Below are 25755 nucleotides of genomic sequence, written 5' to 3' on the forward strand. Positions count from 1 at the left end.
GCCGGCATGACCGAGATCTCCGGACCGGACGGACTGCGCGCGGGCGCCACCGCCGTGGTCACCGAGGCGTACGCCTTCGCCTGCATGCGCTGCGGATACGGCTGGGAGCAGTCGTACGAGATAGAGCACCACGTCGACGCCGACGGCCGCACCTTCGTGCTGTACGTGGCGGACGGCCGGATCGTGCCCTCCCCGCTCAACCGGCCCGCCTGCCGCAGCTGCGACGGCCGTGTCGTACGCATACTGCGCCCGGGCCGGGTCGCCTCGGCCCGCGACGCCGCCCACCGGGAGCGCCGGGTGCCGGCCGCAGGACCGGTCGAGGCGCCCTGGGCTCCGGAGAGGTCCGCGCCGCTTCCGTAGGATCGGGGGCATGCCTGCGAACGCCCCCGACAAGAACGCCGCGCCGCCGCTCCCGGAGCCCCTGCGGGTGCCGGTCGCGGACTCCCACACACACCTCGACATGCAGTCCGGCACGGTCGAGGAGGCCCTCGCCAAGGCGGCGTCGGTGGGGGTGACGACCGTGGTGCAGGTCGGCTGCGACCTCAAGGGGTCCCGGTGGGCGGCGGACACGGCGGCGGCGTACGACGCCGTGCACGCCACGGTCGCCCTGCACCCCAACGAGGCCCCGCGGATCGTGCTCGGCGATCCCGACGGGTGGTCCCGGCAGGGCGCCAGGCAGCCCGGCGGGGACGCGGCGCTGGACGACGCGCTCGCCGAGATCGACCGGCTGGCCGCGCTGCCGCAGGTCAAGGGCGTCGGCGAGACCGGCCTCGACCACTTCCGCACGGGCGAGGACGGCAAGGAGGCGCAGGAGCGGTCCTTCCGCGCCCACATCGAGATCGCCAAGCGGCACGGCAAGACGCTCGTGATCCACGACCGCGACGCCCACGCGGACGTGCTGCGCGTGCTGAAGGAGGAGGGCGCCCCCGAGCGCACCGTCTTCCACTGCTACTCCGGGGACGCGGAGATGGCGGAGATCTGCGCCGCCGCCGGCTACTACATGTCCTTCGCCGGCAACGTCACCTTCAAGAACGCCCAGAACCTGCGGGACGCCCTGGCCGTCGCCCCGCTGGAACTGGTCCTGGTGGAGACCGACGCGCCGTTCCTCACCCCCGTGCCCTACCGCGGCCGGCCCAACGCCCCCTACCTGGTGCCGGTCACCGTGCGTGCCATGGCCGCCGTGCGCGGCATCGACGAGGACGCGCTGGCCACCGCGCTCGGCGCCAACACCGCACGCGCCTTCGGCTACTGAGGAAAGCACCGACGATCCCTGTACACGCACGGTCCGTAGTCGTGTCGCTTGGGAGAGTGATCGGCGCTCGGCTAGGTTGCGGGAGCCCCAGGGGGACCCGTGCGGCCCCCTCGGGCGTCCCCGTGGCCAGCCCTGGAGCGTGTCGGCGTGAGCACCACCCTGCGGTTCGAGACGTATCACGAGACGTATCAGAACGGAACGTATCGGAACGACACGTATCAGAAGACGTGCCCGACGCACGTCGTGTGCGGCGCCATCCACGAGGCGGAGACCGTGCCCGCCCTGCCCCGCCGCGCGCCCGCCCCCGCGCCGCCGAGGCGTTCCGCGCACCGGCGCCCCGGCCGGTACGCGGAACGGGCCGAGGCCGTGCGCCGGATGCTGCCGCGGGCGCTGGTCGTCGCGTTCCTCGCCGGAGGCACCAGCGCCTTCGTCGCCGAGGACAAGGGCGTCGAGCTGACCGTCGACGGCCGCCCCCGCACCCTGCACACCTTCGCCGACGACGTCACCGGGCTGCTCGCCGAGGAGGGCGTGCGCATCGGACCGCACGACGAGATCAGCCCCGCCCCCGGCACGGCTCTCGACGACGGCGACACGATCGAGGTGCGCCACGCGCGTCCGCTGCTGCTCACCCTCGACGGGACCCGGCAGGAGGTGTGGACGACCGCCCCCACCGTCCACGAGGCGCTGCGGCGGATCGGCGTACGGATCGCGGGCGCCCATCTGTCCGCCCCGCCCGGCACCCGCGTCGGACCCGCCGGGCTCGCCCTGGAGGTCCGTACCGAACGCGCGGTCACCGTCCTCGCGGACGGCAGGGCGCGCACCGTCCGCACCAACGCCGCGACCGTGCGGGAGGCCGTGCACCAGGCCGGGGTCACCCTGCGCGGACGCGACACCACCTCCGTCGCCCCCGGCAGCTTCCCGCGCGACGGCCAGACCGTCACCGTGCTGCGCATCACCGACGGCACGGAGGTCCGCGACGAGGAGATCCCGTTCACCGAGGAACGCGTCGAGGACCCCGCGCTGGCCCACGGCACGACGGTCGTCGACCGCGCCGGACGGCCCGGGCTGCGCCGCCTCACCTACGCGCAGCGCACCGTCAACGGGGTCCGGCAGCGGCCCCGCCTGCTGAACACCGAGGTGGTGCGCGATCCCGTCGCACGCCGGGTACGCGTCGGCACCCGGCCCGTCCCGGTGTCCGTGCGGGGCGCGGACACCCTGGACTGGGACGCGCTCGCCCGCTGCGAGTCCGGCGGACGCCCCGACGCCACCGACCCCTCCGGCACGTACGGCGGGCTGTACCAGTTCGACGCCCGCACCTGGCGCGACCTCGGCGGCGCAGGCCGCCCCCAGGACGCGCCCCCGGCCGAACAGACGTACCGCGCTCAGCAGCTCTACGCCCGCAGCGGCGCCGCCGCCTGGCCGCACTGCGGGGCCCGGCTGCGCGGGTGACGGCGCCGGCGGTGACCGGGGCGGACCCGCACGCCCCGTACCCTTGTCCCGTGACCAGCCCCACCCCCGACGCCCTCCTGGGCCCCGCCGACGTCCGTGAACTGGCGGCCGCCCTCGGCGTACGGCCCACCAAGCAGCGCGGCCAGAACTTCGTCATCGACGCCAACACGGTCCGCCGTATCGTGCGCACCGCCGAGGTACGCCCCGACGACGTGGTCGTCGAGGTCGGCCCCGGGCTCGGCTCGCTCACGCTGGCGCTGCTGGAGGCCGCCGACCGGGTCACCGCCGTGGAGATCGACGACGTGCTGGCCGGAGCGCTGCCCGCCACCGTCGCCGCCCGCATGCCGGAGCGCGCCGACCGGTTCACGCTGGTCCACTCCGACGCCATGCACGTCACCGAGCTGCCCGGCCCGGCCCCGACCGCGCTGGTCGCCAACCTCCCCTACAACGTCGCCGTGCCGGTCCTGCTGCACATGCTGGAGACCTTCCCGGGCATCGAGCGCACCCTCGTCATGGTCCAGGCGGAGGTCGCCGACCGGCTTGCTGCCGCCCCCGGCTCGAAGGTGTACGGCGTGCCCTCCGTGAAGGCCAACTGGTACGCCGAGGTCAAGCGGGCCGGCGCCATCGGGCGGAACGTCTTCTGGCCCGCCCCGAACGTCGACAGCGGCCTGGTGTCGCTGGTCCGCCGCGCGGAACCGCTGAAGACCACCGCCTCCCGGCGCGAGGTGTTCGCCGTGATCGACGCGGCCTTCGCCCAGCGCCGCAAGACGCTGCGCGCCGCCCTCGCCGGCTGGGCGGGCTCGGCGGCCGCGGCCGAGGCGGCGCTGGTCGCGGCGGGCGTCTCGCCGCAGGCGCGGGGCGAGTCGCTGACCGTCGAGGAGTTCGCGCGGATCGCCGAGCACGGCCGGAACGAGGAGCAGGGTCAGCAGTGAGCGTCACCGTCCGTGTCCCCGCCAAGGTCAACGTCCAGCTCGCGGTCGGCGCGGCCCGCCCCGACGGCTTCCACGACCTGGCCAACGTCTTCCTCGCGGTCGGCCTGTACGACGAGGTGACCGCCACCCCGTCGCCGGACGGACCGCGCATCACCTGCGACGGCCCGGACGCCGCCCAGGTCCCCCTCGACCGCACCAACCTCGCCGCCCGCGCCGCCCTGGCCCTCGCCGAGCGGTACGGCCGGGACGCGGACGTGCACCTCCATATCGCCAAGGACATCCCCGTCGCCGGGGGCATGGCGGGCGGCAGCGCGGACGGCGCGGGCGCCCTGCTGGCCTGCGACGCGCTGTGGGGGACGGGCGCCTCGCGCGAGGAACTCCTCGACATCTGCGCCGAGCTGGGCAGCGACGTGCCGTTCAGCCTGGTCGGAGGGGCCGCGCTCGGTACCGGGCGAGGAGAGAAGCTGACGGAGCTGGAGGTCGGGGGGACCTTCCACTGGGTGTTCGCGATGGCCTCACGCGGGCTGTCCACACCGGCGGTGTTCCGGGAGTTCGACCGGCTGGCGGAGGGGCGGGAGATTCCGGAGCCGGTGGCGTCGCGGGAGCTGATCGGCGCACTCGCCAAGGGAGACGCGGAAGCGCTCGCGGCCACCGTGTCCAACGATCTTCAGCCGGCGGCGCTGTCGCTGTTCCCGGAGCTGGCGGACACGCTGGCCGTGGGGCGCGCGGCGGGGGCACTGGCCTCGCTGGTGTCGGGATCGGGGCCGACGACGGCGTTCCTGGCGCGGGACGCGGAGGCGGCGGAGACCGTCGCGGTGGCGCTGCGGGGCTCGGGCACGTGTCGGGACGTACGCACGGCACCGGGACCGGTGCCGGGGGTTACGGTGGTCTGACGGCCGACTCAGAGTTCGTCGATGGCCGTCAGGTCGATGTCGATGCCGTAGGGCTTGTCGACCTTGATGCGGTCGCGGTAGGTGCCGGTTGACCGGTACGTGCCGGTGTCCTCCGACAGTTCGAAGACTTCGACTGCGGGGTGCTGGTCCGGCCCGGTCATCTCGACCAGCCAGTAGTACCTGATGCCTGCCGCAGCGTACTTGTGCGTCTTGGTGAGCCGGTCTCGGGCTTCGGACTCCGGTGAGATCACCTCGACGGCGAGCACGACGTCCTTGCCCTCGAAGTACGTCTGGTCCGGCCCTTTCCTGGCAGCCGCGTGGATCACGGAGATGTCTGGTTCCGGGCCGTTGCGCCGGTCGAGTACTACGGTCATTTCGCGCGCGACTTTCAAGTCGGCCGGGAGAGTGCGGCGCAGACCGACGACCAGCAGGTCGATCGCGGCGAAGTGAAAGTAGCGCTGCGGGCTCACGAGGACCAGGCTCCCGTCGATCAGCTCGGTGTGCGGCGGGAGATCCGGCAGTGTCAGCAGGTCGTCGACGGTGTAGCCGTCCATTGGAGGCATCCGCCATCCGGACCGCTCAGCAGGCTGGGCTGTCATGGTTCCTCCCATGGACAAGATCCTGGTGCCTGTCCTCCACGGTAGCGGCCGAGTCCCGATCACGTCATCACAAAGAGTGACTGTCTCCTCGTGTCCCGGCCCCCTCCCGGCAGGGCCTACGCTTGAAAGCTGATCGATCCACCGGGCAGGAGCAAAATGGCCGTCAATCTGGTCAATGTCGAGAACGTCAGCAAGGTGTACGGCACCCGTGCGCTGCTGGACGGGATCTCCCTCGGCGTCTCCGAGGGCGACCGGATCGGGGTCGTGGGGCGCAACGGCGACGGCAAGACCACCCTCATCCGCATGCTGGCCCGGCTGGAGGACGCCGACACCGGCCGGGTGACGCACTCCGGCGGGCTGCGGCTCGGCGTGCTCACCCAGCACGACTCGCTCGACCCCGAGGCCACCGTCCGGCACGAGGTCATCGGCGACATGGCCGACCACGAGTGGGCCGGCAACGCCAAGGTCAGGGACGTCCTGACCGGGCTGTTCGGCGGCCTGGACCTGCCCGGCTTCCCCAAGGGCCTGGACACCGTCATCGGACCGCTGTCCGGCGGTGAGCGGCGCCGGATCGCGCTCGCCAAGCTGCTCATCGAGGAGCAGGACCTGATCGTCCTCGACGAGCCGACCAACCACCTCGACGTCGAGGGCATCGCCTGGCTCGCCGAGCACCTGCGCAACCGCCGCTCCGCGCTCGTCTGCGTCACCCACGACCGGTGGTTCCTCGACCAGGTCTGCACCCGCATGTGGGACGTGCAGCGCGGCGTCGTCCACGAGTACGAGGGCGGCTACTCCGACTACGTCTTCGCCCGCGCGGAGCGCGAACGCATCGCGGCCACCGAGGAGGCCAAGCGGCAGAACCTGGTCCGCAAGGAGCTGGCCTGGCTGCGCCGCGGCGCCCCCGCCCGCACCTCCAAGCCGCGCTTCCGCGTCGAGGCCGCGAACGAGCTGATCGCGGACGTGCCGCCGCCGCGGGACAGCAGCGAGCTGATGAAGTTCGCCTCGTCCCGGCTGGGCAAGACGGTGTTCGACCTGGAGGACGTGACCGTCCAGGCCGGGCCGAAGGTGCTGCTCAAGCACGTGACCTGGCAGCTCGGCCCCGGCGACCGCATCGGCCTGGTCGGCGTCAACGGCGCCGGCAAGACGTCCCTGCTGCGGGCGCTCGCCGACGCCGCCCGCAGCGAGGGCGAGACGCAGCCCGCGGCGGGCGGCATCCGCGTCGGCAAGACCGTCAAGCTGGCCTATCTCTCGCAGGAGGTCGCCGAACTCGACCCCGAGTGGCGGGTGTTGCAGGCCGTGCAGCAGGTGCGCGAGCGCGTCGACCTGGGCAAGGGCCGCGAGATGACCGCCGGTCAGCTCTGCGAGACCTTCGGCTTCGGCAAGGAGAAGCAGTGGACGCCCGTCGGGGACCTCTCCGGCGGTGAGCGCCGCCGCCTCCAGCTGCTGCGGCTGCTGATGGACGAGCCCAACGTCCTCTTCCTCGACGAGCCCACCAACGACCTCGACATCGAGACCCTGACCCAGCTCGAGGACCTCCTCGACGGCTGGCCCGGCTCCATGATCGTGATCTCCCACGACCGGTTCTTCGTCGAGCGCACCACCGACCGGGTCTTCGCCCTGCTCGGCGACGGCACCCTGCGGATGCTGCCGCGCGGCATCGACGAGTACCTGGAGCGGCGCAAGCGCATGGAGGAGGCCGCCGCCGCGGCCGCCTCCGCCCCGGCCGCGGCGGCCTCCCGTGACGTGGCGCCCGAGAGGAGCGCCGCCGACCAGCGCGCAGCGAAGAAGGAACTCCAGCGGATCGAGCGCCAGCTGGACAAGATCTCGGCCAGGGAGGCCACCCTCCACACCGCCATCGCCGAGAACGCCACGGACTTCGCGAAGGTGGCCGAACTGGACGCCGAACTGCGGGACCTGGCCGGTCAGCGCGACGAGCTGGAGCTGCGCTGGCTGGAACTCGCCGAAGACGCCTGACCGGCGCGGGAGTTGCGCCGCGCGCCTGCGTGCGGGGAGCGCGCGCCGCGTGAAGAGGGCGTGGAGGTGCGTAACGGGGGCATCACAGGCCGGTCCTCCCTTGGGAACAGGGGAGGACGCGGCCCGGTGGCGTGTCGGTGCCGGGTGATAGAAAGAGCCGTCCGGTAAGTGACCGACGACGACTCTGGGTCAGCACGTATCTCAGGGCGTGGCTAAAAATCAGTGAGCAAGGGGGAACGCGCTGATGACTCAGCCGCCCAATCAGCCGCCTCAGGGCGGCTTCGGACCGCCGCAGGATCCGCCGCCGGGCGGGGGTTTCGGACCACCGCAGACCCCGCCGCAGACCCCGCCGCCCCCGCAAGGCGCCCCGCAGACGCCGCCGCCCCCGCAGGGCCCGCCGTCCGGCGCCCCGCAGCCGGGGTACGGCTACCCGCAGCAGCCTCCGCAGCAGCCCGGTCCTTACGGCCAGCCCCCGCAGCCCGGTCCTTACGGACAGCCCCAGCAGCCCGGTCCTTACGGACAGCCCCAGCAGCCGGGGCCGTACGGCCAGCCCGGCTACGGCTATCCGCAGCAGCCCGGCTTCCCCGGCGCGCCCGGCACCCCGCCCGGCGGCGGCTCCCGCAACCCCTTCAAGGGCAAGCCGCTGCTGATCGCCGCCGCCGCGGTGGCGGTCGCGCTGATCGTCGGCGGCACGGTGTGGGCCGTCTCCGGCGACGACGACAAGAAGGAGCCGGTCGCCCAGCAGACCGAGGACCCCAAGCCGGGCACGTCCAGCGGCGCCCCGGTCAACCCGGGTGACGGCAGCGGCGACGGCGGCGAGGAGGCGGAGGACCTCAACGAGGGCCGCCAGGCGGGCGAGTCCAAGGTGCTCTGGTACAAGGAGGCGCCCGACGCCCCCGGTTCCGGCGCCGACGCCCCCGGCCAGTGGATCACCGACAAGACCGCGGTCAAGGCGGCCTACAAGGACCTCTACGGGTACAACGTCTCCGACGGCAAGCCCGCGTGGGACACCATCAGCTTCCCCCACAAGATCTGCGCGGTCACGCCCGGGAAGACCGCCGACAACAAGATCGTCGTCGCCTCCATGAGCGGCAGCAGCGACAGTGCCAAGTGCAACCAGCTCCAGCTCGTCGACCTCGTCACCGGCGAGAAGGGCTGGACGCAGGAGGTCGCCGACGGCGAGCTGTTCGACAGCGTGCTCTCCATCGAGATGTCCCTCGCCGGCAACACACTGGTGGTCGGCCGCTCGCAGTCCGGCACGGCGTACGACGTGCGCACCGGCAAGAAGCTGTGGGACTCCAAGCGGTACGGCAACGCCCCCTGCTTCCCCGCCGCGTTCGCGGGCGGCGAGCGGCTGATCCAGGTCGCCTCCTGCGGCGCCGGCGGCACCAACGCGCACGACGAGGTCCGCGAGCTCGACCCCAACACCGGCAAGGCCAAGTGGACCTACCAGTACGCCAAGGGCTGGCGGGTCGAGCGCACCTTCTCCGTCGACCCGCTGGTCGTCTACGCCACCAAGGAGGAGGAGGGCAGCGACAAGAAGTCGTGGAACATCGCCGCCTTCACCGCCGCCGGCAAGCTGCGCTCCCAGGTCGCCGTCGACGAGAACTTCGACCCCGGCTGCGGCTGGGCCATCCTCGCGCGTGACCTCCAGGGCTGCGAAGGCGTCGTCGTCGAGGGCGACACCCTCTACCTGCCGACCGCCGCCACCACCGGGGCCAACGAGCTCGTCGCCATCAGCCTCGCCAACGGCAAGGAGCTGTGGCGCGAGTCCTCCCCCGTGGAGGAGTCGATGGTCCCGATGAAGGTCGAGGGCGGCAAGCTCGTCGCGTACGTCGAGCCGTCCTACGACGCCGGCGGCCGTGTCGTCGCCCTGCCCGTCAGCGGCGCGAGCCACAAGCCGGCCACGCTGATGCAGAACCCGCAGGCGGTCGCGGACATCGAGAACGGCTTCTTCAGCAAGGCGATCGACTGGGTCGACGGCCGCTTCTACCTGTCGACCACCCGGCTGAACGGCAATGACGACGCGAAGGAGAAGTTGATGCTCGCCTACGGCAAGTGAGGCCGTGAGCGCCGCTCACATCACATCACTTTCCCGCCGCCCGTCGTCCCCTTCCCCGAGGTGCCCACGTCATGACCCAGCCGCCCCCGCCGCCCAACCAGCCCCCGCAGCAGCCGGGGTTCGGGCCGCCGCAGGAACCGTCGGAGCCGCAGCAGCCGACGCCTCCGGCTCCCGCCGGACCTGATCTGAACAAGGCGCCGCAGCCCGGATACGGCTATCCGCAGGCGCCGGGGACCCCGCCGCCCGCCGCTCCGCCGACGCCTGCGACGCCGCCGACACCTCCCACGCCTCCGCAGGGACCCGGCTACGGCTATCCGCAGCAGGCGCCCCAGCCGCCGCAGCCGCCGGCCGGGTACGGCTATCCGGCGCAGCAGCCCGGCCCGTACGGACAGCCCGGGCCCTACGGCCAGCCGCAGCAGCCGGGACCGTATGGGCAGCCGCAGCAGCCGGGCCCGTACGGGCAGCAGCCTCCGTACGGCTACGCGCAGCCGACCGTGCCGATGCAGGCGCAGGCCGGACAGCAGGGCGGGCGCAAGGTCAACGCCCAGGTGGCCATCATCGTGTCGGCCGTCGTCGCGATCGCGCTGATCGTCGGCGGCGGCGTCTGGTACTCGTCCTCGTCCGGCAAGGACGACGACAAGAAGACCACCGCCGAGGGCGGCGACACCAAGGGCGGCGACGGCAAGGAGGGCGGCTCCGGCGAAGGGGGCTCCGCCTCCGGCGAGGCGAAGGAGAAGGCGCCGGCCGCGACCGGGTCGAAGGTGCTGTTCCAGGTGCCCGCGCCCAAGGTGCCCAAGGGCACCACGAGCATCCCCACCTCCGGCTCCTGGCTGACCGACAGCGTCTACGCCAAGAGCGGGCTGTCGGAGATCACCGGCTACGACCGCAAGACCGGCACCAAGAAGTGGACGCTGGACCTGCCCGGCCCGGTGTGCTCGGCGACCCCGCACGTCACCGAGGACAAGAAGACGGCCATCGTGTACAAGCCGGGCATGCCGACCAAGCAGGACCCGGGGTCCTGCACCGAGGTCGCGGTGATCGACCTCGAGGCCGGCACCAAGGTGTGGTCGAAGAACGCCAAGTCCGGGACCACGCCGGTCAACTTCAACAACGTGACGCTCAGCGGCGGCACCGTCGCGGCCGGCAGCACCAGCGGCGGCGCCGCCTGGGACCTCGCCACCGGTGACGAGCGGTGGGCGCCGAAGACGTCCGACTCCTGCTACGACGCCGGCTACGGCGGCGGCCCGAAGCTCGTCGCGGTCCGCAAGTGCGGCTCGTACGACCAGCGCCAGCTGCACATCCAGAACGTCGACCCCAAGACGGGCGACGTCATCACCGAGTACAAGATGGACGAGGGCATCGAGTACGCGGCCGTCGTCTCCACCGACCCGCTCGTGGTCGCCGCCGACGTCGGCGACACCGCCGGTGACGGCAGCGGCATCTCCGACTTCTTCTCCATCGACAACAAGACGGGCAAGCTGCGCGCCCGCCTGTCCGCGCCGGGCGAGGAGTTCGCCGCCCGCTGCGACGGCATCTACAAGGTGGAGAACTGCACGGGGGTGACGGTCGGCAACGACCGGCTGTACATCGCGACCGAGGAGCACGACGCCGGCGGCGAGTCGTACAGCCAGACCAACGAGGTCGTGTCCTTCGACCTCGCCACCGGCCGGCAGACCGGTCAGCGCGCCGACGCCGGCGTGGACTACGAGATCTACCCGCTGCGCATGGACGGCCCCAACGTCATCGCCTACAAGCGGCCGCCGTACGACAAGGGCGGCCAGATCGTCAGCATCGACGGCGGTTCCTTCAAGCAGACGGTCCTCATGGAGAACCCGTCGACGGAGGCGGTGCGCGACGTGGAGACGCGGATGCTGCCGGACTACGCGGAGATTCTGTACGGGCAGGGCGGGCTGTACATGTCGTCCGTGTACGCGAGTGACTTCACGAGCGATGAGAAGGAGTACGCGGTGATCGCGTTCGGTACTGGATGATCACCGGTTGATCGTTCGCGGTGATCGTTTTGTGGGCGCGTTGCGGCCCCGTCCCTGTTCAGGGGCGGGGCCGTTCGCGTACCGCTCATCACACGCTCTTCGCCATCGAACACGAGAATTTCGGCGTTCCGGGGCGATTCTCGCCGGTAGGGGGAGCGCGACGTCGAACAAGCGTGTAGCTTCCGGGGGCATCCGGGGGTGTGTTGTCTGGGGGGATGGTTGTCCGATGGGAGTGCGGCTGATGGTGGTCGACGACCACCGACTGCTCGCCGAGGCGCTGGCCTCGGCGTTGAAGCTGCGAGGGCACAGGGTGCTGGCCGCGGCGGCGCCCGCGGCGGGGGCCGCGGACCTGGTGATCAGCAGGGCGCCGGAGGTCTGTCTGCTGGGGACGGCGGCGCCGGCCGAGGCCGGGACGTTCGATCCGGTGGTGAAGATCAAGCGGGAGCGGCCGCAGGTGGCGGTCGTGGTGCTGGGGCCGGTGCCGTCGCCGCGGGGGATCGCGGCGGCGTTCGCGGCGGGGGCGTCGGGGTACGTGCGGCACGACGAGCGGATCGAGGGTGTCGAGCGGGCGATGCTGAAGGCGCGGGCGGGGGAGGCGGCGGTGGCGCCGGGGCTGTTGCAGGGGGCGTTCGGGGAGCTGCTGAATCCGGCGGCCCAGCCGGACGACGAGGGGGCGCGGTTGCTGTCGATGCTGACGCCGAGGGAGGTGGAGGTGTTGGTGCGGGTCGCGGAGGGGGAGGACACGCGGCTGATCGCGGCGGGGATGGGGATCGCGCCGTCCACGGCGCGGACGCATGTGCAGAGGGTGCTGATGAAGTTGGGGGTGGGGTCGAGGCTGGAGGCGGCGGCGATGGCCGCCCGCACGGGGCTGCTCGACCGGGCGTCGACGCGGTCGTGAGTCGGGGTTGCGGTGCGATGCCTGCGGCGCAGGGTTGCGGTCCGGTGGGGGCGGGCGTAGCGCCTACGGAGGGTGGGTGGTGCGGGGTCGCGCTGGGGGTGGACGTCCTCGGTCTGGCGCGAGAGTGCGAGTGTACGAAGCACAGGGCGCGGACGCGCCAGCCGCTGCGGGCGCCCACCCCCACCCCGCCCCCTCCCCGCCGTCGGCGCGCAACCGCGGGCGCGCGGCCGCACGACGGCGGCAGGCCCCCGCCCAGCGCGGGCAGTCGTGCCGCCTGGGGCGGCACGGGTGGGCGCGGCGGCACCTCGTTGGCGCCGAGGTGCGCAGACACCCCCCGGCCCGCACCAACGCCGGCGCCCTACAGGCACACGAGGTGTGCAACTGGCGCACCGACGCCGGGCGACCCATGCACACGGGGTGTGCAACCCCCGTAGGTGAAGGCGCACACCCCGTGTGAGAAGGACGTGGGTCAGTTGCCGGACGCGTCCTCGTCGTCCGCGACCGCGGCCGGAGGCGGCGGCGTCGGACGCAGCCACAGCCACAGAAGGAACAGCAGGCCGAGGATCAACATCCCCAACCCCGTCCACAGGTTGATGTTGACCCCCTCCGCCTTGTCGATGTCGGCATCGGACGCCGTGAACCCGGCGATCGTCACGATCACCCCGTACAGCACGAACAGCCCACCGATGATCCGCCGGATGTCGAACAACCGGGCGGCCGTCGCGGACTTGGTCTCCAGCTCGGTGATCTCCTTCTGGAGGTCACTCTCGCGGTTGTGCTCGGACATGCTCTCTCAATCCTCCCGCGGTCAGAACGAGAACGGGATGTAGCAGGCGGCAGCCAGGATCACCGCGCCCCAGCCCAGCAGCGCGGGCTTGCGGTACCAGGCGTCGTCACCCTCCGCGGGCGGCTCCGCCATGCCGGGCGAGCGGGTGCCGTACACCAGCCCCTGGAGTTCGGCCTGCGGCTTGGGCGCCGTGAACAGGGACACCGCGACCATGACGACCGCGCCCGCGACGAAGCCCGCGATCGCGGAGACGAAGTTGGCGCCCTGGTCGGAGGGGATGTCGATGATGCCCTGTTCGTAGATGACGAAGTAGTTGACCATCGCGGCGGTGGTGCCGGCGATCAGGCCCCAGAAGCCGGACTTCATCGACGCCCGCTTCCAGAACATGCCGATGATGAAGACGACGAACATCGGCACGTTGAAGAAGGAGAACAGCGTCTGGAGGTAGGACATGATGTTGGAGAACGAGCTGGCCAGGAACGCCGTGCCGATGGACGCGAGCACGCCGATCGCGGTGATCAGGCGGCCGAAGCGCACGTAGTAGGAGTCCTCGCGGTCCGTCACCACGTACTTCGCCCAGATGTCGGAGGTGAAGACGGTGTTGAACGAGGAGACGTTCGCCGCCATGCCGGCCATGAACGCGGCCAGCAGACCGGTCACGGCGATGCCGAGCACGCCGTTGGGCAGCAGCTGCTGCATCAGGTACGGGATGGCGTCGTTGTACTGGAGGTCCGAGTCGCTGGTGCCGATCTTGGGGACCAGGACGGCGGCGACCAGGCCGGGGATCATCACCAGGAAGACGATGAAGATCTTCGGGAACGCGGCGATCAGCGGGGTGCGCTGGGCCGCCGAGAGGTTCTTCGCGGACAGTGCGCGCTGCACCTCGGCGAAGTTGGTCGTCCAGTAGCCGAAGGAGAGGACGAAGCCGAGGCCGAGGACGATGGTCAGCCAGTTGGCGCCGAGCGGGTTGTCGCTGCCGATGCCGGTGCCGCCCCAGGCCGTCACGAAGTTGTCGCCGCGGGACGCGGTGAGCTTGTCGGTCAGGCCGTCCCAGCCGCCGACGCTCCTCAGGCCGAGCACGGTGATCGGGATGAGCGCCGCCAGGATGACGAAGAACTGGAGGACCTCGTTGTAGATCGCCGAGGACAGACCGCCCAGGGTGATGTAGCCGAGAACGAACGCGCCGGCGACGACGATGGCGACCCACTGCGGCCAGCCGAGGAGGGCCTCGACGACGATCGCGAGGGCGTAGAGGTTGACGCCGGCGATGAGGATGGCGGCCGCCGCGAAGAGGACCGAGCTGAGCAGGTGCGCCGCCTTGTCGAAGCGCATCAGCAGGAACTCGGGGACCGAGCGGACCTTGGAGCCGTAGTAGAACGGCATCATCACCAGGCCCAGGAACACCATCGCGGGGATGGCGCCGATCCAGTACCAGTGCGTCGTGTAGACGCCGTACTGCGCGCTGTTCGCGGCCATGCCGAGGATCTCGGTGGCGCCGAGGTTGGCCGCGATGAACGCGAGTCCGGTCACCCAGGCGGGCAGCGAGCGGCCGGAGAGGAAGAAGTCCAGGCTCGTTTTGACCGACCGGCGGGCGGCGAAGCCGATGCCGAGCACGACGACGAAGTAGATCCCGAGGATCGTGTAGTCCAGCCAGTTGGTGGGGAGCCGAAGCTCGGCTGCCAGATATGTGGGGGTATGCATACGCACTCGCTTCGTTCGCGAACTGATCCGACGCGGAATCTACGCCTCCGTGTTCAATTACTGAACACGTTCGTACGCGTTCTTTGTTTGATCGTGATGAGCGCTGCTGTCTGGTGAGTTGTGATGTGTTATGTTCGATTGTGTTGGGTGACTGGCGGGTGCGGAGGAGTACCACAGTGAAGAAGACCTCGACCCGGCTGGCCGACGGCCGCGAGCTCATCTACTACGACCTCGCCGACGACACCGTGCGCGACGCGGTGGACCGCCGCCCGCTGGACGCCACCGTCACCACCTCCGAGATCCGGCGCGACGCCCTGCTGGGCGATTCCGTCGCCATCGCCTCGCACCGGCAGGGGCGCACGTACCACCCGCCGGCCGACGAGTGCCCGCTGTGCCCGTCGGAGGGCGACCGGCTGAGCGAGATCCCCGACTCCTCGTACGACGTGGTGGTCTTCGAGAACCGCTTCCCCTCGCTCGCCGGCGACTCCGGCCGCTGCGAGGTCGTCTGCTTCACCTCCGACCACAACGCCTCCTTCGCCTCGCTGAGCGAGCGGCAGGCGCGGCTCGTGCTGGACGCCTGGACGGACCGCACGTCCGAGCTGTCGCATCTGCCCTCCGTTGAACAGGTGTTCTGCTTCGAGAACCGCGGGGCCGAGATCGGCGTCACCCTCCAGCACCCCCACGGGCAGATCTACGCCTACCCCTTCACCACCCCCCGCACCGCCCTGATGCTCCGTCAGATGGCCGCGCACAAGGAGGCGACCGGAGGCGAGAACCTGTTCGACGCCGTGGTCGAGCGGGAGCGGACGGACGCACGGGTCGTCCTCGAGGGCGAACACTGGGTGGCCTTCGTGCCGTACGCGGCGCACTGGCCGTACGAAGTCCACCTGTATCCCCGGCGCAGGGTGCCGGACCTGCTGGGACTCGACGAGGCGGCGCGCGCGGAGTTCCCCCGGGTGTACCTGGAACTGCTCAGGCGCTTCGACCGGATCTTCGGGGAGAACGAGCCGCCGACGCCGTACATCGCCGCCTGGCATCAGGCGCCGTTCGGCGCCCTGGAAGACTTCGAGGGTGTGACGCGCGACGACTTCGCGCTGCACCTGGAGCTTTTCACCATCCGCCGGACGTCCGGCAAGCTGAAGTTCCTCGCGGGCTCCGAGTCCGGCATGAACGTGTTCATCAACGACGTGCCGCCGGAGCGCGCGGCCGAGCGACTGCGAGAGGTAGCGAGTTCATGAGAGGGAAGTACCTGGTCACCGGGGGCGCGGGGTACGTGGGCAGCGTCGTCGCCCAGCATCTGGTCGAGGCCGGTCACGAGGTCGTCGTGCTCGACAACCTCTCCACCGGCTTCCGCGAGGGCGTCCCCGCGGGCGCCGCGTTCGTCGAGGGCGACATCCGCGATGCCGCCAAATGGCTGGACTCCTCGTACGACGGCGTGCTGCACTTCGCCGCCTTCTCCCAGGTCGGCGAGTCGGTGCAGAGGCCGGAGAAGTACTGGGACAACAACGTCGGCGGCACCATGGCGCTGCTCGGCGCGATGCGCGAGGCGGGCGTGCACCGGCTGGTGTTCTCCTCCACGGCCGCCACGTACGGCGAGCCCGAGCAGGTCCCGATCGTCGAGACCGCCCCCACCCGCCCCACCAGCCCCTACGGCGCCTCCAAGCTCGCCGTCGACCACATGATCACCGGCGAGGCCACGGCCCACGGACTGGGCGCGGTCTCCCTGCGCTACTTCAACGTGGCCGGCGCCTACGGGCAGTACGGCGAGCGCCACGACCCCGAGTCGCACCTCATCCCCCTGGTGCTCCAGGTCGCCCAGGGCCGGCGCGAGGCGATCTCCGTCTACGGCGACGACTACCCGACGCCCGACGGCACCTGCGTCCGCGACTACATCCACGTCGCCGACCTGGCCGAGGCCCACCTCCTCGCGCTGAAGGCGGCCACGCCCGGCGAGCACCTGGTGTGCAACCTCGGCAACGGCAACGGCTTCTCCGTCCGCGAGGTCATCGAGACCGTCCGCAAGGTGACCGGCCACCCGGTCCCCGAGGTCGTGGCGCCCCGCCGGGGCGGCGACCCCGCGGTCCTGGTGGCGTCCGCCGCCACGGCCCGCGAGAAGCTGGGCTGGAACCCGTCCCGCGCGGACCTCGAGGGAATCGTCGCGGACGCGTGGGCATTCGCGCAGCAGCGCGCCAAGTAAGAGGCAACGAAGGGGCAGGGGTCCAGGCATGAGCGAGTCCAGCGCGGCCGTCGCGGGAGCCGTCGCCGAGCGGTTCGAGGAGCTGTACGGGAGCGCGCCCGACGGGGTGTGGGCGGCACCCGGCCGGGTCAACCTCATCGGCGAGCACACCGACTACAACGACGGCTTCGTGATGCCGTTCGCCCTGCCGCACACCGCCGTCGCGGCCGTGTCCCGGCGCGACGACGGCGTCCTGCGCCTGCACTCCGCCGACATCGACGGCCCCGTCGTCGAACTCACCGTCGACGACCTCGCCCCCGGCTCCGACAAGCGCTGGACCGCCTACCCGGCGGGCGTGGTGTGGGCGCTGCGCGAGGCCGGACACGCGGTCACCGGCGCGGACGTCCACCTGGCGTCCACCGTCCCGGCGGGCGCCGGCCTGTCCTCGTCGGCCGCCCTGGAGGTCGTGATCGCCCTCGCGCTCAACGACCTGTACGGCCTGGGCCTGCGCGGCTGGCAGCTCGCCCGCCTCTCCCAGCGCGCGGAGAACGTCTACGTCGGCGCCCCCGTCGGCATCATGGACCAGACCGCCTCCGCCTGCTGCGAGGCGGGCCACGCCCTGTTCCTCGACACCCGCGACCTGTCCCAGCGGCAGATCCCCTTCGACCTCGCCGCCGAGGGCATGCGCCTGCTCGTCGTCGACACCCGGGTCAAGCACAGCCACAGCGAGGGCGAGTACGGCAAGCGCCGCGAGGGCTGCGAGAAGGGCGCCGCCCTGCTCGGCGTCGACGCCCTGCGGGACGTGCCCTACGACGACCTGGACGCGGCGCTGGCCCGCCTCGGCGACGAGGAGGAGGTCCGCCGCCTGGTCCGCCACGTGGTGACCGAGGACCACCGCGTCGAGCGGGTCGTCTCCCTCCTGGAGTCGGGCGACACCCGCGCCATCGGCCCCCTCCTCATCGAGGGCCACACCTCCCTGCGCGACGACTTCCGCGTCTCGTGCCCCGAACTCGACCTGGTGGTCGACACGGCGGTCACCGCCGGCGCGCTGGGCGCCCGCATGACGGGCGGCGGCTTCGGCGGCTCGGCGATCGTCCTGACGGAGGAGCAGGACGTCCCCTCGATCACCAAGGCCATCGAGGAGGCCTTCGCCGCGGCCGGCCTGAAGACCCCCCGCGTCTTCGAGGCGGTGCCTTCGGCGGGGGCGCGGCGGGTGCGGTAGCCGCGGCGGTTGTCTGTGGTTGTGCCCCGCCTGGCGGTCGCCGGGCGGGGCATTTCCCTGTGCGCGGCCGTGGAGCGGCCGGCCGAGGGCCGATCCGCCATCACAGCCTGACGGCCAGCCAGACGGTCACGGCGGCGGTGGCGATGAGTCCGACGTTGAGGGTGATCCGGCGGTCTTCGCCGGTCAGGTGAACGGCGATCGCACCGATCTGGAGGAGCACGAAGCCGATGGCCGCGGCTGACGCCAGCCACGTCGCGACACCGGTCAGCGGTGGGAGGACCAGACCGGCCGCGCCGAGTATTTCGACCGCCCCCAGCGCCCTGAGGGCGGGCAGGGGCACGCGGTCGACCCAGGCCATCATCGGCCGGAGCTGATCGCGGCTGCGGATCACCTTCAGCGTGCCGGCGTAGAAGTAGAGGAGTGCGAGCAGTCCCGCGACGATCCAGTAGGCGATGTTCATGGTGTCCGTCGGTCGGTGGCGGGCTGTGTCGCGTAGCGGCTCATCGCGTCGATGTTGGCCTGCGGCGACAGCGGCCGGCCGTCGGCGAGCACCTCCTGGAGGTCCCGGAAGTACTGCACGTACAGGTCGGGGGTGAAGGTGCTGAGCATGACGGCGGGCTGGTCGGCCGGGTTGGCGAAGGTGTGAGGGGTGCCGGGCGGAACCATGACGAGGGTCCCCGCGGTGGCGTCGTAGGTCGCGGTCCCGACGGTGAACCGCACGAGGCCGGAGAGGACGTAGAACCCTTCGTCGTGTCGGCCGTGGCGGTGCTGCGGCGGCCCTTGCGTGTGCGGGGCGAGGACGGACTCGGCGATCGCGAGGCGGTGACCGGTGTGGCTGCCGTCCTCCAGAACGCGCATGCGCGTGGTGCCGAGAACGATGGTCTCGCCGTCATGGGGTCCCACCACTGATACGGCGGGGTGGGCCGGCGGCCCGCCGGTCTGCGCTTCTTCGGTCATGGTCACCAGTGCACCGCCGGGCCCGGACCGGTGTCCAAGACCTGTTCGGCAACGCCGATACCCCATGGGTATCGTCGCAGCGTGGAGCTACGAACCCTGCGCTACTTCGTGGCGGTCGCCGAGGAACTCCACTTCGGCCGGGCCGCCACCCGGCTGCATATGAGCCAGCCGCCGCTGAGCCGGGCGATCAAGCAGTTGGAAACCGAGGTCGGGGCTCTGCTCTTCGCCCGTTCGACCACCGGCGTCACGCTCACCGCGGTGGGCACGGTGCTGCTCGACGAGGCTCGAGCCCTGCTCGACCACGCCGACCGCGTCCGGGTGCGCGTGAGCGCGGCAGCCGGCGCCGCGGTCATCACCGTCGGCATCCTGGGCGACAGTACCGACCCGGGAGTGGTCAGGCTGGCCGCCGCCTACCGCCGGAACCACCCCGGAGTCGACATCCGCATCCGCGACGCAGACCTGACCGACCCGACGTGCGGACTGCGCGCCGGACTGGTCGACGTCGCCCTCACCCGCGCGCCGTTCGACGAAACTGCCCTGACGGTGCGTGAGCTGCGGACGGACCCGGTCGGCGTGGTCCTGCGCGCCGACGATCCACTGGCCCACCGCGACGGGCTGCGTCTGGCCGACCTGCGCGACCGCCGCTGGTTCCAGTTCCCGCAGGGCACCGACTCCCTCTGGCAGTCGTACTGGAACGGCGGGAGGCCACGCGAGGGGCCAGTGGTGCGTGCCGTCCAGGAATGCCTCCAGGCCGTGCTGTGGAACGGCACGATCGGCCTCGCCCCGCTCGGACACGACCTGCCCGCCGAATTCACCGTGGTGCCGCTGACCGACATGGAGCCGAGCCGAGTGGTGGTGGCGTGCAACGAAGGAGACACCAACCCGCTGATCCGGTCTTTCATCGAAACGGCGACAGCGGCGTACCGCCACTGAATGCCGCTCTACGAGCACGTCCCCACAGAGGCGGCCTTCGCACCTGGCTCAGGACAGGCTTTCGAGGAGAAGCTGACCCCTGACATGACCGGCTTCTTCGCCTTGAGCGAGACGCACCTGTCACGAGAGGAGTCGGAAATCCTCTGCGGCTGGACCGTGCTCGTGCCCTTCTCGCTCGATGAGGAAATTTGGCTGCCCATCGAATCCGACGACCACGAGTCCATGGTGGCCGGTGCTCCTCAGGTACTACCGCTCGCCGAGAAGCTGGCGGCCGTCATCGAACTGCCGGCCGAGACCCCGGCAACATGTGACAACCTCGACCTGAGCACCTGGTTCAGCCACCCAGTGAAGGAACTGGCCGCTACTCGTACAGGGCTGTGGACGAAGGACCTGGACACAGCCTTCTACGTCGCACTGTTCCTGCGTGCTGCACAGCACTCGATACGACGCGGCTGCCCCATCGTGTGTACCTAGGCCCATGTCCAGGTCCGGACGAGCCAGGACCACTGCTTGAGTAGGGAAGCTCCTGGCCTACGACGGCCGTTCCACCCCGAACTCGTAAGCCACTTCCCACCGTGCGTCCGGGACCGTGATGTCCGCCGTTTCGACCGGTCTGCCATCCGTGTCGTAGTAGGTGCGTTCGATGTGGAGCACCAGGTCGCCCATGCTGATGCCCAGCAGATTGGCCTCGGCCTGCGTGGCGCGGGCAGGCCTCGGCACCTCCACCGCGCTGTCCACGTGCACGCCGATCGCGCGCATGCGCTCGACCACGCCGGCACCCGCGAGCGGGCCCATCTCCGGCAGGACGACGGGAGTCCCGTCCGTGATCGCCATGGGCTCCCACGAGTGGGACAGCTGGACGGGCTGCCCGTCCGCCAGGAACTCGTAGCGCGTGCTCACGCACAGGTCGCCGGGCGCGATGGCGAGCCGTTCGGCGATGACCTCCGGAGCCGGCACGCGCGCTTCGCTGTGTGACTCCCATGTGCCTTGCCGGCCGCGTTCCTTCATGTCGGCCCGGAAGGGAGAGCGGCCTCTGCGCTCGCGATGATGTGAGCGGACCATCCGCAGGCGCTCGCGCGGCTTCCGCACGTACGTGCCGGATCCCGCCCGGCCCTCCAGGAGCCCTTCGACGATCAGCCGGTCCATGGCCCGTTGTGTCACGTTGCGGCCGACGCCGTACTCCTCGGCGAGCTGGGCGCGTGACGGCAGCCGTGCGCCGACCTCCCACTCACCTGCCAGGATCCGCGCGCGCAGCGAGTCCGCCACATCGAGGTACGGCGCCTCTCGGGGCATGGTCGGCCCTCTCGCTTCCCGAAGTGCTTCGTCGGTGCACCCGCATCACAGTGCCGCTCCCCGCACAGCTCACGGAGCCGAGCCGTCGCGCTCTGCTCGCGGCCCTCGCCGATGCGGACCGGTACGGCCATGACGTGACAGCACAAGGCGCCGTCATGTGGGCGGAGTTCGACCGCGACCGGTCGGCGTCCGTGCCGTGCAGCGGCAGCACATCGCGAACAGAGGTGAAGTAGAGATGACCGCAATCATCACCCGCGTACGGCAGTGGCTCCGAGTCGTCAGTACGCCGCGGGGGAGACATCGCGCCACAACAGCAGCGTGGCAGTGCCCCGTTGGGTGCCCTCCCGTCCCGATTCCGAGGGCGCCCGACCGTACATCCGCGCGCCGGACGATCGCGCCCACCGTCCGCCCCTGGCACGCCCCCGTCGACGGCACGTCCAGCCCTCTGGTGCGGCCGTACCTCGCCTCGTTCGAGCGGGAGGAGAAGGCCCGCATCCAGCGTCTGCGCCGCGACATCCTCTGGTGTGCCACGTACGGCGTCGACCTGGACCGTCGTGACATCCGCAGCCGTGCAGGGGTCGCGTCGTGAGTGAGCGCCCGATCCGTGAGCGCCGGACCTGTCTGCTCGTCACCGAGGGCAACGGCCCCGTCTCCCGGTTGACCGGCCGGATCGCGGACGAGGCTCTCGGCCTCCGCGGCTGCCCGCCGCGTCACGTCCCGGACCTGTTCACCGAGCTCACCCTGCCTGGTGACGACTTCACCTCCGGGCAGGTCGCCCGTCATCACGTACGGGACGCCGCCCGGTCTTGGGGGCTGCCGGCGGAGACCGTGGACGACCTGGAGTCGATCACCGGCGAGCTTGTCGCGAACGCGCTCGAGCACAGCGACAGCCGGATCGTCAGGGTCGTCTGCCGGCTGACCGCCGCTGCTGTGACGGTCGGCGTGACCGACGAGGGCGGGGGAGGTGCGGCCGTCGTACCCGGTGTGCCGGGGGTGGAGCGGGAGGACGGACGCGGGCTGTTGATCACGGACGCCCTGGCCGGACGATGGGGGACCTCAAGGGCGGGCGGGTGCCTGACCGTCTGGGCCGAGGTTGGCGTGGGCCGCCGCGCCTGACAAGGCGACCGTGCTCACCCCAGCCGCTTCGTCAGCGTGTACTCCGTGATCCCCGGCGGATAGTCGGGGATCACGCACACCACCTCGTAGCCGTGCTTCCGGTAGAAGTCAGGGGCCTGGAAGTCCCAGGTCTCCACGCGGGAACGCGTGCACGCGCGCTCCGTGGCGGCGAGGCGTTCCGCCTCCGTGAGGAGTGCCGAGCCGAGGCCCGCGCCTCGGTGGGCGGCGTCGACCCAGAGGTAGGTCACGTGCAGCCACGTCGTCCAGGTGTGGCCGACCAGGCCGCCCGCGAGTTCGCCGTTCGCGGTCAACGCCCACACGTGCAAAGGGGATTCGCGCTCGGCGGGGGTTCCGCGCAGGGCGCGCAGGACCGGGGAGGCGGCCGTGTTGGTGTCCCGGAGCCGCTTGTGGAGCAGATCGCGTCGGGCCTTGTCGACTTCTGTCTCAAGACGAAACATGCGGCACACCATAAACGCGCAAGGCCGCAAGTTCTGCAAATCAGCTTCCGCTCGCGGCCCCCGCCCGTACTCTGATGAACAGCGCCGGTGGGGGCCGGCGTGCGTTCAGGGGGCGAGACGGCCGGGCACGGCGTCCGGGGCGGGGACGGCGGTGGTCGCGCGGCTGCGGACGGCGCGCCGGTCCGTCCCGCATCCGGCGAGGGAAAGTCACGGGGCCCTCGGTGCCGTGTACGCGCCGGTGTCGTCCACCGGCGACGGGGTAGTCCCCTGCTCTGGGAAGAGCGTGGGGAAGGGGGTTACGTGGTTCGCATTCGAGTCCTGGTCGTCGACGACCACCGCATTTTCGCCGAGTCGCTGGCCGCGGCGCTGGCCGCGGAGCCCGACGTCGACGTGTCCGCGGCGGGCAGCGGCCCGGCGGCGCTGCGCTGTCTGGAGCGGGCGGCCGCCGAGGGGCGGCGGTTCGACGTGCTGCTCGTCGACGCCGACCTGGGCGTCCCGGCGCCGGACGGACGCCCGGCCGCGCCGCCCGTGCAGGCCGTCGACGAGGACGGCTCCGTCGACGGCATCTCCCTGGTGGGCGGGGTGCGTTCGGCCCAGCCGCAGGTGCGGGTGGTCGTGCTCGCCGAGAAGGACGACCCGGCCCGCGCCGCCCTCGCCCTCCAGGCGGGCGCCTCCGGCTGGGTCGCCAAGGACTGTTCGCTCAGCCGGCTGCTCACCGTCATCCGCGGTGTGCTGCGCGACGAGACGCATCTGCCGCCCGCCCTGCTGACCGGCGTCCTGCGGGAGTTGACCGCCGCACGGCGTCACCGCACGGAGAGCGAACGGCTCGTGGAGTCGCTGACCCCGCGCGAGCGGGAGGTGCTGCGCTGCATGGTCGCGGGCCTGGGGCGCAAGGCGGTCGCCGAGCGCCTGTACCTGTCCCCGCACACCGTGCGCACCCATATGCAGAATGTCCTCGGCAAGCTGGGCGTGCACTCCACGCTGGCCGCGGTCGCCCTAGCCCGGCGCGCCGGGGTCGGACCGGTCGACCTATCCGGGGATGTTGTCGAACGGGGCGGTCAACTGGCGTAGCAGACCGGCCAGTTCCACCCGCTGGGCGCGGGTCAGCTCCCCGAGGATGGCCCGCTCCTGGGCGAGCAGACCGGCCAGCGCCTGGTCCGCGCGGTCCTTGCCCTCGTCGGTCAGCCGCACCAGCACACCGCGCCGGTCACTGGGGTCCGGCAGCCGCTCCACCAGGCCCTTCTTGGTGAGCCGGTCGATACGGTTGGTCATCGTGCCCGAGGTGACGAGCGTCTGCGTGAGCAGCTGGCCGGGGGAGAGCTGGTACGGGGTGCCCGCGCGGCGCAGCGCGGTCAGCACGTCGAACTCCCAGGACTCCAGGCCGTGCTCGGTGAAGGCGAGACGGCGTGCCCGGTCCAGGTGCCGGGCCAGTCTGCTGACCCGGCTGAGCACCTCGAGCGGTTCCACGTCGAGGTCCGGGCGCTCCCGGCGCCACGCTGCGACCAGCCGATCGACCTCGTCCTCCATAAGGATCAGTGTAGTGGTTGTGTCGATGTGAAGTCTCTTGATGTCGAGTGTCTTGACGTCGAGAGATTTTCGGGTGACGCTGGAGTCCACGACGATCCGCGATCCGGGAGGTCCCGTGTCCGCCGCCGCCCGTCCCGTCTGGGACCCCGCCCAGTACCTGCGCCACGCCGGGCACCGCACCCGGCCCTTCACCGACCTGCTCGCCCGCGTCCCCGGCCTGCCCGGCGACCCGCCCCGCATCGCCGACCTCGGCTGCGGCGCCGGCAACGTCACCGCCCTCCTCGCCGACCGCTGGCCCGCCGCCCGCATCACCGGCTTCGACAACGCGCCCGAGATGCTCGACAAGGCCCGCGCCGACCACGAGGGCCCCACCCGCGGGGGCGGCCGGCTCGACTTCGCCCACGCCGACGCCGGCACCTGGACGCCCCGGGAGCCGTACGACCTGATCGTCAGCAACGCCACCCTGCAATGGGTGCCCGGGCACGTGGAGAGGTTCGCCGCGTGGATCGACGGGCTCGTGCCCGGCGGGGTCCTCGCCTTCCAGGTGCCCGGCAACTTCGACGCCCCGAGCCACACCCTGATGCGCGACCTCGCCGCCTCCCCGCGGTGGCGCGACCGCCTGTCCGGCGTCCTGCGCCACGCGGACGCCGTCCTGCCGCCCGAGGCGTACCTGGACCGCCTGGCCGCCCTCGGCTGCGCGGTCGACGCGTGGGAGACGACGTACGTCCACCTGCTGGAAGGGGAGGACCCCGTCCTCGACTGGGTCAAGGGCACGGGCCTGCGCCCCGTCCTCACCGCCCTCGCCGACGATCCCGCGGCGCGCGAGGACTTCCTCGCCGAGTACCGCGCCGCCCTGCGCGACGCCTACCCGGCCACCGCGCACGGCACCCCGTTCCGCTTCCGCCGCGTCTTCGCCGTCGCCGTCAAGGAGGGCTGAGCGGCGATGCTGACCGCCGTCGACCATGTGCAGCTCGCCGCGCCGCCGGACTCCGAGGAGCGGCTGCGCGCCTTCTACTCCGGCGTCCTCGGCATGACCGAGGTGAAGAAGCCGCCCGCCCTGGCCGCACGCGGCGGCTGCTGGTTCGAAGCCGGAGAAGTACGCCTCCACCTGGGCGTCGAGGACGGCTTCCGGCCCGCGCGGAAAGCCCACCCCGGCCTGAGGGTGACCGGCATCGAGGCGTACGCCGCCCGCCTGACCACCCACGGCGCCCCGGTCACCTGGGACGACAGCCTCCCGGGCCACAGACGCTTCTACTCCGAGGACCCGGTGGGCAACCGGCTGGAGTTCCTGGAACCGTCGGCCGCGATGCCCGCACCACGCGCATGACCACCGGCGGCGGCCAAGGCGTTCTCCAGATCCTCGATCACCCGGGGAGCGACGAGGAGGGCCACCACCCGGCCCTCATCCGTGAGGGCGATGGGCTCGCGGCTGCCGGCCACCCGGCGAACCAGCTCCTTCAGCCGGGAGCCGCCTCGCCGATCGTCATCTCGATCATGCGCGCACCGTCCCATGCAACCGGACGGTCGCGCAGCCT

Annotated in this window: 27 protein-coding genes; 19 read left to right on the forward strand and 8 right to left on the reverse strand. The window is 71.6% G+C overall.

What is annotated here, in order from left to right:
• Positions 1 to 6: 6 nt before the first annotated feature.
• The 5 genes from ACFOSY_RS24785 to ACFOSY_RS24805 all read left to right on the forward strand — a co-directional run bounded on the left by ACFOSY_RS24785 (position 7) and on the right by ACFOSY_RS24805 (position 4526).
• Positions 7 to 360, forward strand: a complete 354-nt coding sequence (locus ACFOSY_RS24785; protein ID WP_394310659.1) for a hypothetical protein — start codon at positions 7 to 9, stop codon at positions 358 to 360.
• A gap of 10 nt (positions 361 to 370) precedes the next feature.
• Positions 371 to 1252, forward strand: a complete 882-nt coding sequence (locus ACFOSY_RS24790; RefSeq protein ID WP_394310661.1) for a TatD family hydrolase — start codon at positions 371 to 373, stop codon at positions 1250 to 1252.
• Between the two features lie 147 nt (positions 1253 to 1399).
• Positions 1400 to 2701 (forward strand): ubiquitin-like domain-containing protein, encoded by a 1302-nt coding sequence (locus ACFOSY_RS24795; RefSeq protein WP_394310663.1) that lies wholly within the window; start codon positions 1400 to 1402, stop codon positions 2699 to 2701.
• 50 nt (positions 2702 to 2751) lie between these two features.
• Entirely contained in the window at positions 2752 to 3633 is an 882-nt protein-coding gene (rsmA, locus tag ACFOSY_RS24800; protein ID WP_394310666.1) for a 16S rRNA (adenine(1518)-N(6)/adenine(1519)-N(6))-dimethyltransferase RsmA, read from the forward strand.
• Positions 3630 to 4526, forward strand: a complete 897-nt coding sequence (locus ACFOSY_RS24805; protein WP_394310669.1) for a 4-(cytidine 5'-diphospho)-2-C-methyl-D-erythritol kinase — start codon at positions 3630 to 3632, stop codon at positions 4524 to 4526. Before rsmA ends, ACFOSY_RS24805 begins: the two co-directional genes overlap by 4 nt.
• An 8-nt stretch (positions 4527 to 4534) precedes the next feature.
• Here the strand turns inward: ACFOSY_RS24805 and ACFOSY_RS24810 are convergent, their stop codons facing one another.
• Positions 4535 to 5125 carry a Uma2 family endonuclease gene (locus ACFOSY_RS24810; RefSeq protein WP_394310671.1) on the reverse strand — a complete coding sequence of 197 codons (591 nt, stop codon included), beginning with the start codon at positions 5123 to 5125 and terminating at the stop codon, positions 4535 to 4537.
• A gap of 156 nt (positions 5126 to 5281) precedes the next feature.
• On the opposite strand from ACFOSY_RS24810, the gene ACFOSY_RS24815 reads away from it, so the two are divergent.
• The 4 genes from ACFOSY_RS24815 (at position 5282) to ACFOSY_RS24830 (ending at position 12050) form a co-directional block, all read left to right on the forward strand.
• On the forward strand, positions 5282 to 7099 hold the full coding sequence (locus tag ACFOSY_RS24815) for an ABC-F family ATP-binding cassette domain-containing protein (protein WP_394310673.1): 1818 nt from the start codon (positions 5282 to 5284) through the stop codon (positions 7097 to 7099).
• Positions 7100 to 7343: 244 nt separating this feature from the next.
• A complete protein-coding gene (locus ACFOSY_RS24820) occupies positions 7344 to 9161 on the forward strand; it encodes an outer membrane protein assembly factor BamB family protein (protein WP_394310675.1) in 1818 nt (605 codons plus the stop codon).
• 71 nt (positions 9162 to 9232) lie between these two features.
• Positions 9233 to 11152: an outer membrane protein assembly factor BamB family protein gene (locus ACFOSY_RS24825; protein ID WP_394310677.1), complete on the forward strand. Its 1920-nt coding sequence runs from the start codon at positions 9233 to 9235 to the stop codon at positions 11150 to 11152.
• Positions 11153 to 11378: 226 nt separating this feature from the next.
• The gene (locus ACFOSY_RS24830) at positions 11379 to 12050 is read left to right on the forward strand and encodes a response regulator transcription factor (RefSeq protein ID WP_394310679.1); all 672 of its coding nucleotides are present in this window, start codon (positions 11379 to 11381) and stop codon (positions 12048 to 12050) included.
• A gap of 469 nt (positions 12051 to 12519) precedes the next feature.
• Here ACFOSY_RS24830 and ACFOSY_RS24835 read toward each other — a convergent pair whose 3' ends face one another.
• Together ACFOSY_RS24835 and ACFOSY_RS24840 are read right to left on the reverse strand one after the other, a co-directional pair.
• Positions 12520 to 12837, reverse strand: coding sequence for a hypothetical protein (locus tag ACFOSY_RS24835; RefSeq protein WP_394310681.1), 318 nt, complete (start codon positions 12835 to 12837; stop codon positions 12520 to 12522).
• A gap of 21 nt (positions 12838 to 12858) precedes the next feature.
• Positions 12859 to 14538, reverse strand: a complete 1680-nt coding sequence (locus ACFOSY_RS24840; RefSeq protein WP_394310683.1) for a sodium:solute symporter family protein — start codon at positions 14536 to 14538, stop codon at positions 12859 to 12861.
• 176 nt (positions 14539 to 14714) lie between these two features.
• On the opposite strand from ACFOSY_RS24840, the gene galT reads away from it, so the two are divergent.
• The 3 genes from galT to galK are packed head-to-tail and all read left to right on the forward strand — an operon-like array spanning position 14715 to position 17936.
• Positions 14715 to 15776: a galactose-1-phosphate uridylyltransferase gene (gene galT / locus ACFOSY_RS24845; protein WP_394310685.1), complete on the forward strand. Its 1062-nt coding sequence runs from the start codon at positions 14715 to 14717 to the stop codon at positions 15774 to 15776.
• Positions 15773 to 16735 (forward strand): UDP-glucose 4-epimerase GalE, encoded by a 963-nt coding sequence (galE, locus tag ACFOSY_RS24850; RefSeq protein ID WP_394310687.1) that lies wholly within the window; start codon positions 15773 to 15775, stop codon positions 16733 to 16735. Before galT ends, galE begins: the two co-directional genes overlap by 4 nt.
• Before the next feature lie 28 nt (positions 16736 to 16763).
• Positions 16764 to 17936: a galactokinase gene (galK, locus tag ACFOSY_RS24855; RefSeq protein WP_394310689.1), complete on the forward strand. Its 1173-nt coding sequence runs from the start codon at positions 16764 to 16766 to the stop codon at positions 17934 to 17936.
• 100 nt (positions 17937 to 18036) lie between these two features.
• Here the strand turns inward: galK and ACFOSY_RS24860 are convergent, their stop codons facing one another.
• Together ACFOSY_RS24860 and ACFOSY_RS24865 are read right to left on the reverse strand one after the other, a co-directional pair.
• Positions 18037 to 18396, reverse strand: a complete 360-nt coding sequence (locus tag ACFOSY_RS24860) for a DoxX family protein (RefSeq protein WP_394310691.1) — start codon at positions 18394 to 18396, stop codon at positions 18037 to 18039.
• On the reverse strand, positions 18393 to 18893 hold the full coding sequence (locus ACFOSY_RS24865) for a cupin domain-containing protein (RefSeq protein WP_394310693.1): 501 nt from the start codon (positions 18891 to 18893) through the stop codon (positions 18393 to 18395). Before ACFOSY_RS24865 ends, ACFOSY_RS24860 begins: the two co-directional genes overlap by 4 nt.
• 81 nt (positions 18894 to 18974) lie before the next feature.
• Here ACFOSY_RS24865 and ACFOSY_RS24870 point away from each other — a divergent pair, with 81 nt between their 5' ends.
• Entirely contained in the window at positions 18975 to 19826 is an 852-nt protein-coding gene (locus ACFOSY_RS24870) for a LysR family transcriptional regulator (RefSeq protein WP_394310695.1), read from the forward strand.
• Positions 19827 to 20300, forward strand: coding sequence for a hypothetical protein (locus ACFOSY_RS24875; protein WP_394310697.1), 474 nt, complete (start codon positions 19827 to 19829; stop codon positions 20298 to 20300).
• 57 nt (positions 20301 to 20357) lie between these two features.
• Here the strand turns inward: ACFOSY_RS24875 and ACFOSY_RS24880 are convergent, their stop codons facing one another.
• Positions 20358 to 21119: a GntR family transcriptional regulator gene (locus ACFOSY_RS24880; RefSeq protein WP_394310699.1), complete on the reverse strand. Its 762-nt coding sequence runs from the start codon at positions 21117 to 21119 to the stop codon at positions 20358 to 20360.
• Positions 21120 to 21567: 448 nt separating this feature from the next.
• On the opposite strand from ACFOSY_RS24880, the gene ACFOSY_RS24885 reads away from it, so the two are divergent.
• Together ACFOSY_RS24885 and ACFOSY_RS24890 are read left to right on the forward strand one after the other, a co-directional pair.
• The gene (locus tag ACFOSY_RS24885) at positions 21568 to 21708 is read left to right on the forward strand and encodes a hypothetical protein (protein ID WP_394310701.1); all 141 of its coding nucleotides are present in this window, start codon (positions 21568 to 21570) and stop codon (positions 21706 to 21708) included.
• On the forward strand, positions 21705 to 22235 hold the full coding sequence (locus ACFOSY_RS24890) for an ATP-binding protein (RefSeq protein WP_394310704.1): 531 nt from the start codon (positions 21705 to 21707) through the stop codon (positions 22233 to 22235). The genes ACFOSY_RS24885 and ACFOSY_RS24890 overlap by 4 nt, the downstream gene beginning before the upstream one ends.
• Before the next feature lie 14 nt (positions 22236 to 22249).
• Here the strand turns inward: ACFOSY_RS24890 and ACFOSY_RS24895 are convergent, their stop codons facing one another.
• The gene (locus tag ACFOSY_RS24895) at positions 22250 to 22705 is read right to left on the reverse strand and encodes a GNAT family N-acetyltransferase (RefSeq protein ID WP_394310706.1); all 456 of its coding nucleotides are present in this window, start codon (positions 22703 to 22705) and stop codon (positions 22250 to 22252) included.
• Between the two features lie 288 nt (positions 22706 to 22993).
• Between ACFOSY_RS24895 and ACFOSY_RS24900 the strand changes: the two genes are divergently transcribed.
• Positions 22994 to 23764: a LuxR C-terminal-related transcriptional regulator gene (locus ACFOSY_RS24900; protein WP_394310708.1), complete on the forward strand. Its 771-nt coding sequence runs from the start codon at positions 22994 to 22996 to the stop codon at positions 23762 to 23764.
• Here ACFOSY_RS24900 and tamR read toward each other — a convergent pair.
• Complete coding sequence (tamR, locus tag ACFOSY_RS24905; RefSeq protein ID WP_006135804.1) at positions 23723 to 24220, reverse strand: MarR family transcriptional regulator TamR; 498 nt, start codon at positions 24218 to 24220, stop codon at positions 23723 to 23725. The two genes, ACFOSY_RS24900 and tamR, sit on opposite strands and share 42 nt — an antisense overlap.
• Before the next feature lie 115 nt (positions 24221 to 24335).
• Between tamR and ACFOSY_RS24910 the strand changes: the two genes are divergently transcribed.
• On the forward strand, positions 24336 to 25157 hold the full coding sequence (locus tag ACFOSY_RS24910; RefSeq protein ID WP_394310713.1) for a trans-aconitate 2-methyltransferase: 822 nt from the start codon (positions 24336 to 24338) through the stop codon (positions 25155 to 25157).
• Positions 25158 to 25163: 6 nt separating this feature from the next.
• Positions 25164 to 25547 carry a VOC family protein gene (locus ACFOSY_RS24915; protein ID WP_394310715.1) on the forward strand — a complete coding sequence of 128 codons (384 nt, stop codon included), beginning with the start codon at positions 25164 to 25166 and terminating at the stop codon, positions 25545 to 25547.
• Positions 25548 to 25755 lie beyond the last annotated feature (208 nt).

This window comes from Streptomyces lusitanus (genome assembly GCF_042647945.1).
In the GTDB taxonomy this organism is placed as follows: Bacteria; Actinomycetota; Actinomycetes; order Streptomycetales; family Streptomycetaceae; genus Streptomyces; species Streptomyces pseudogriseolus.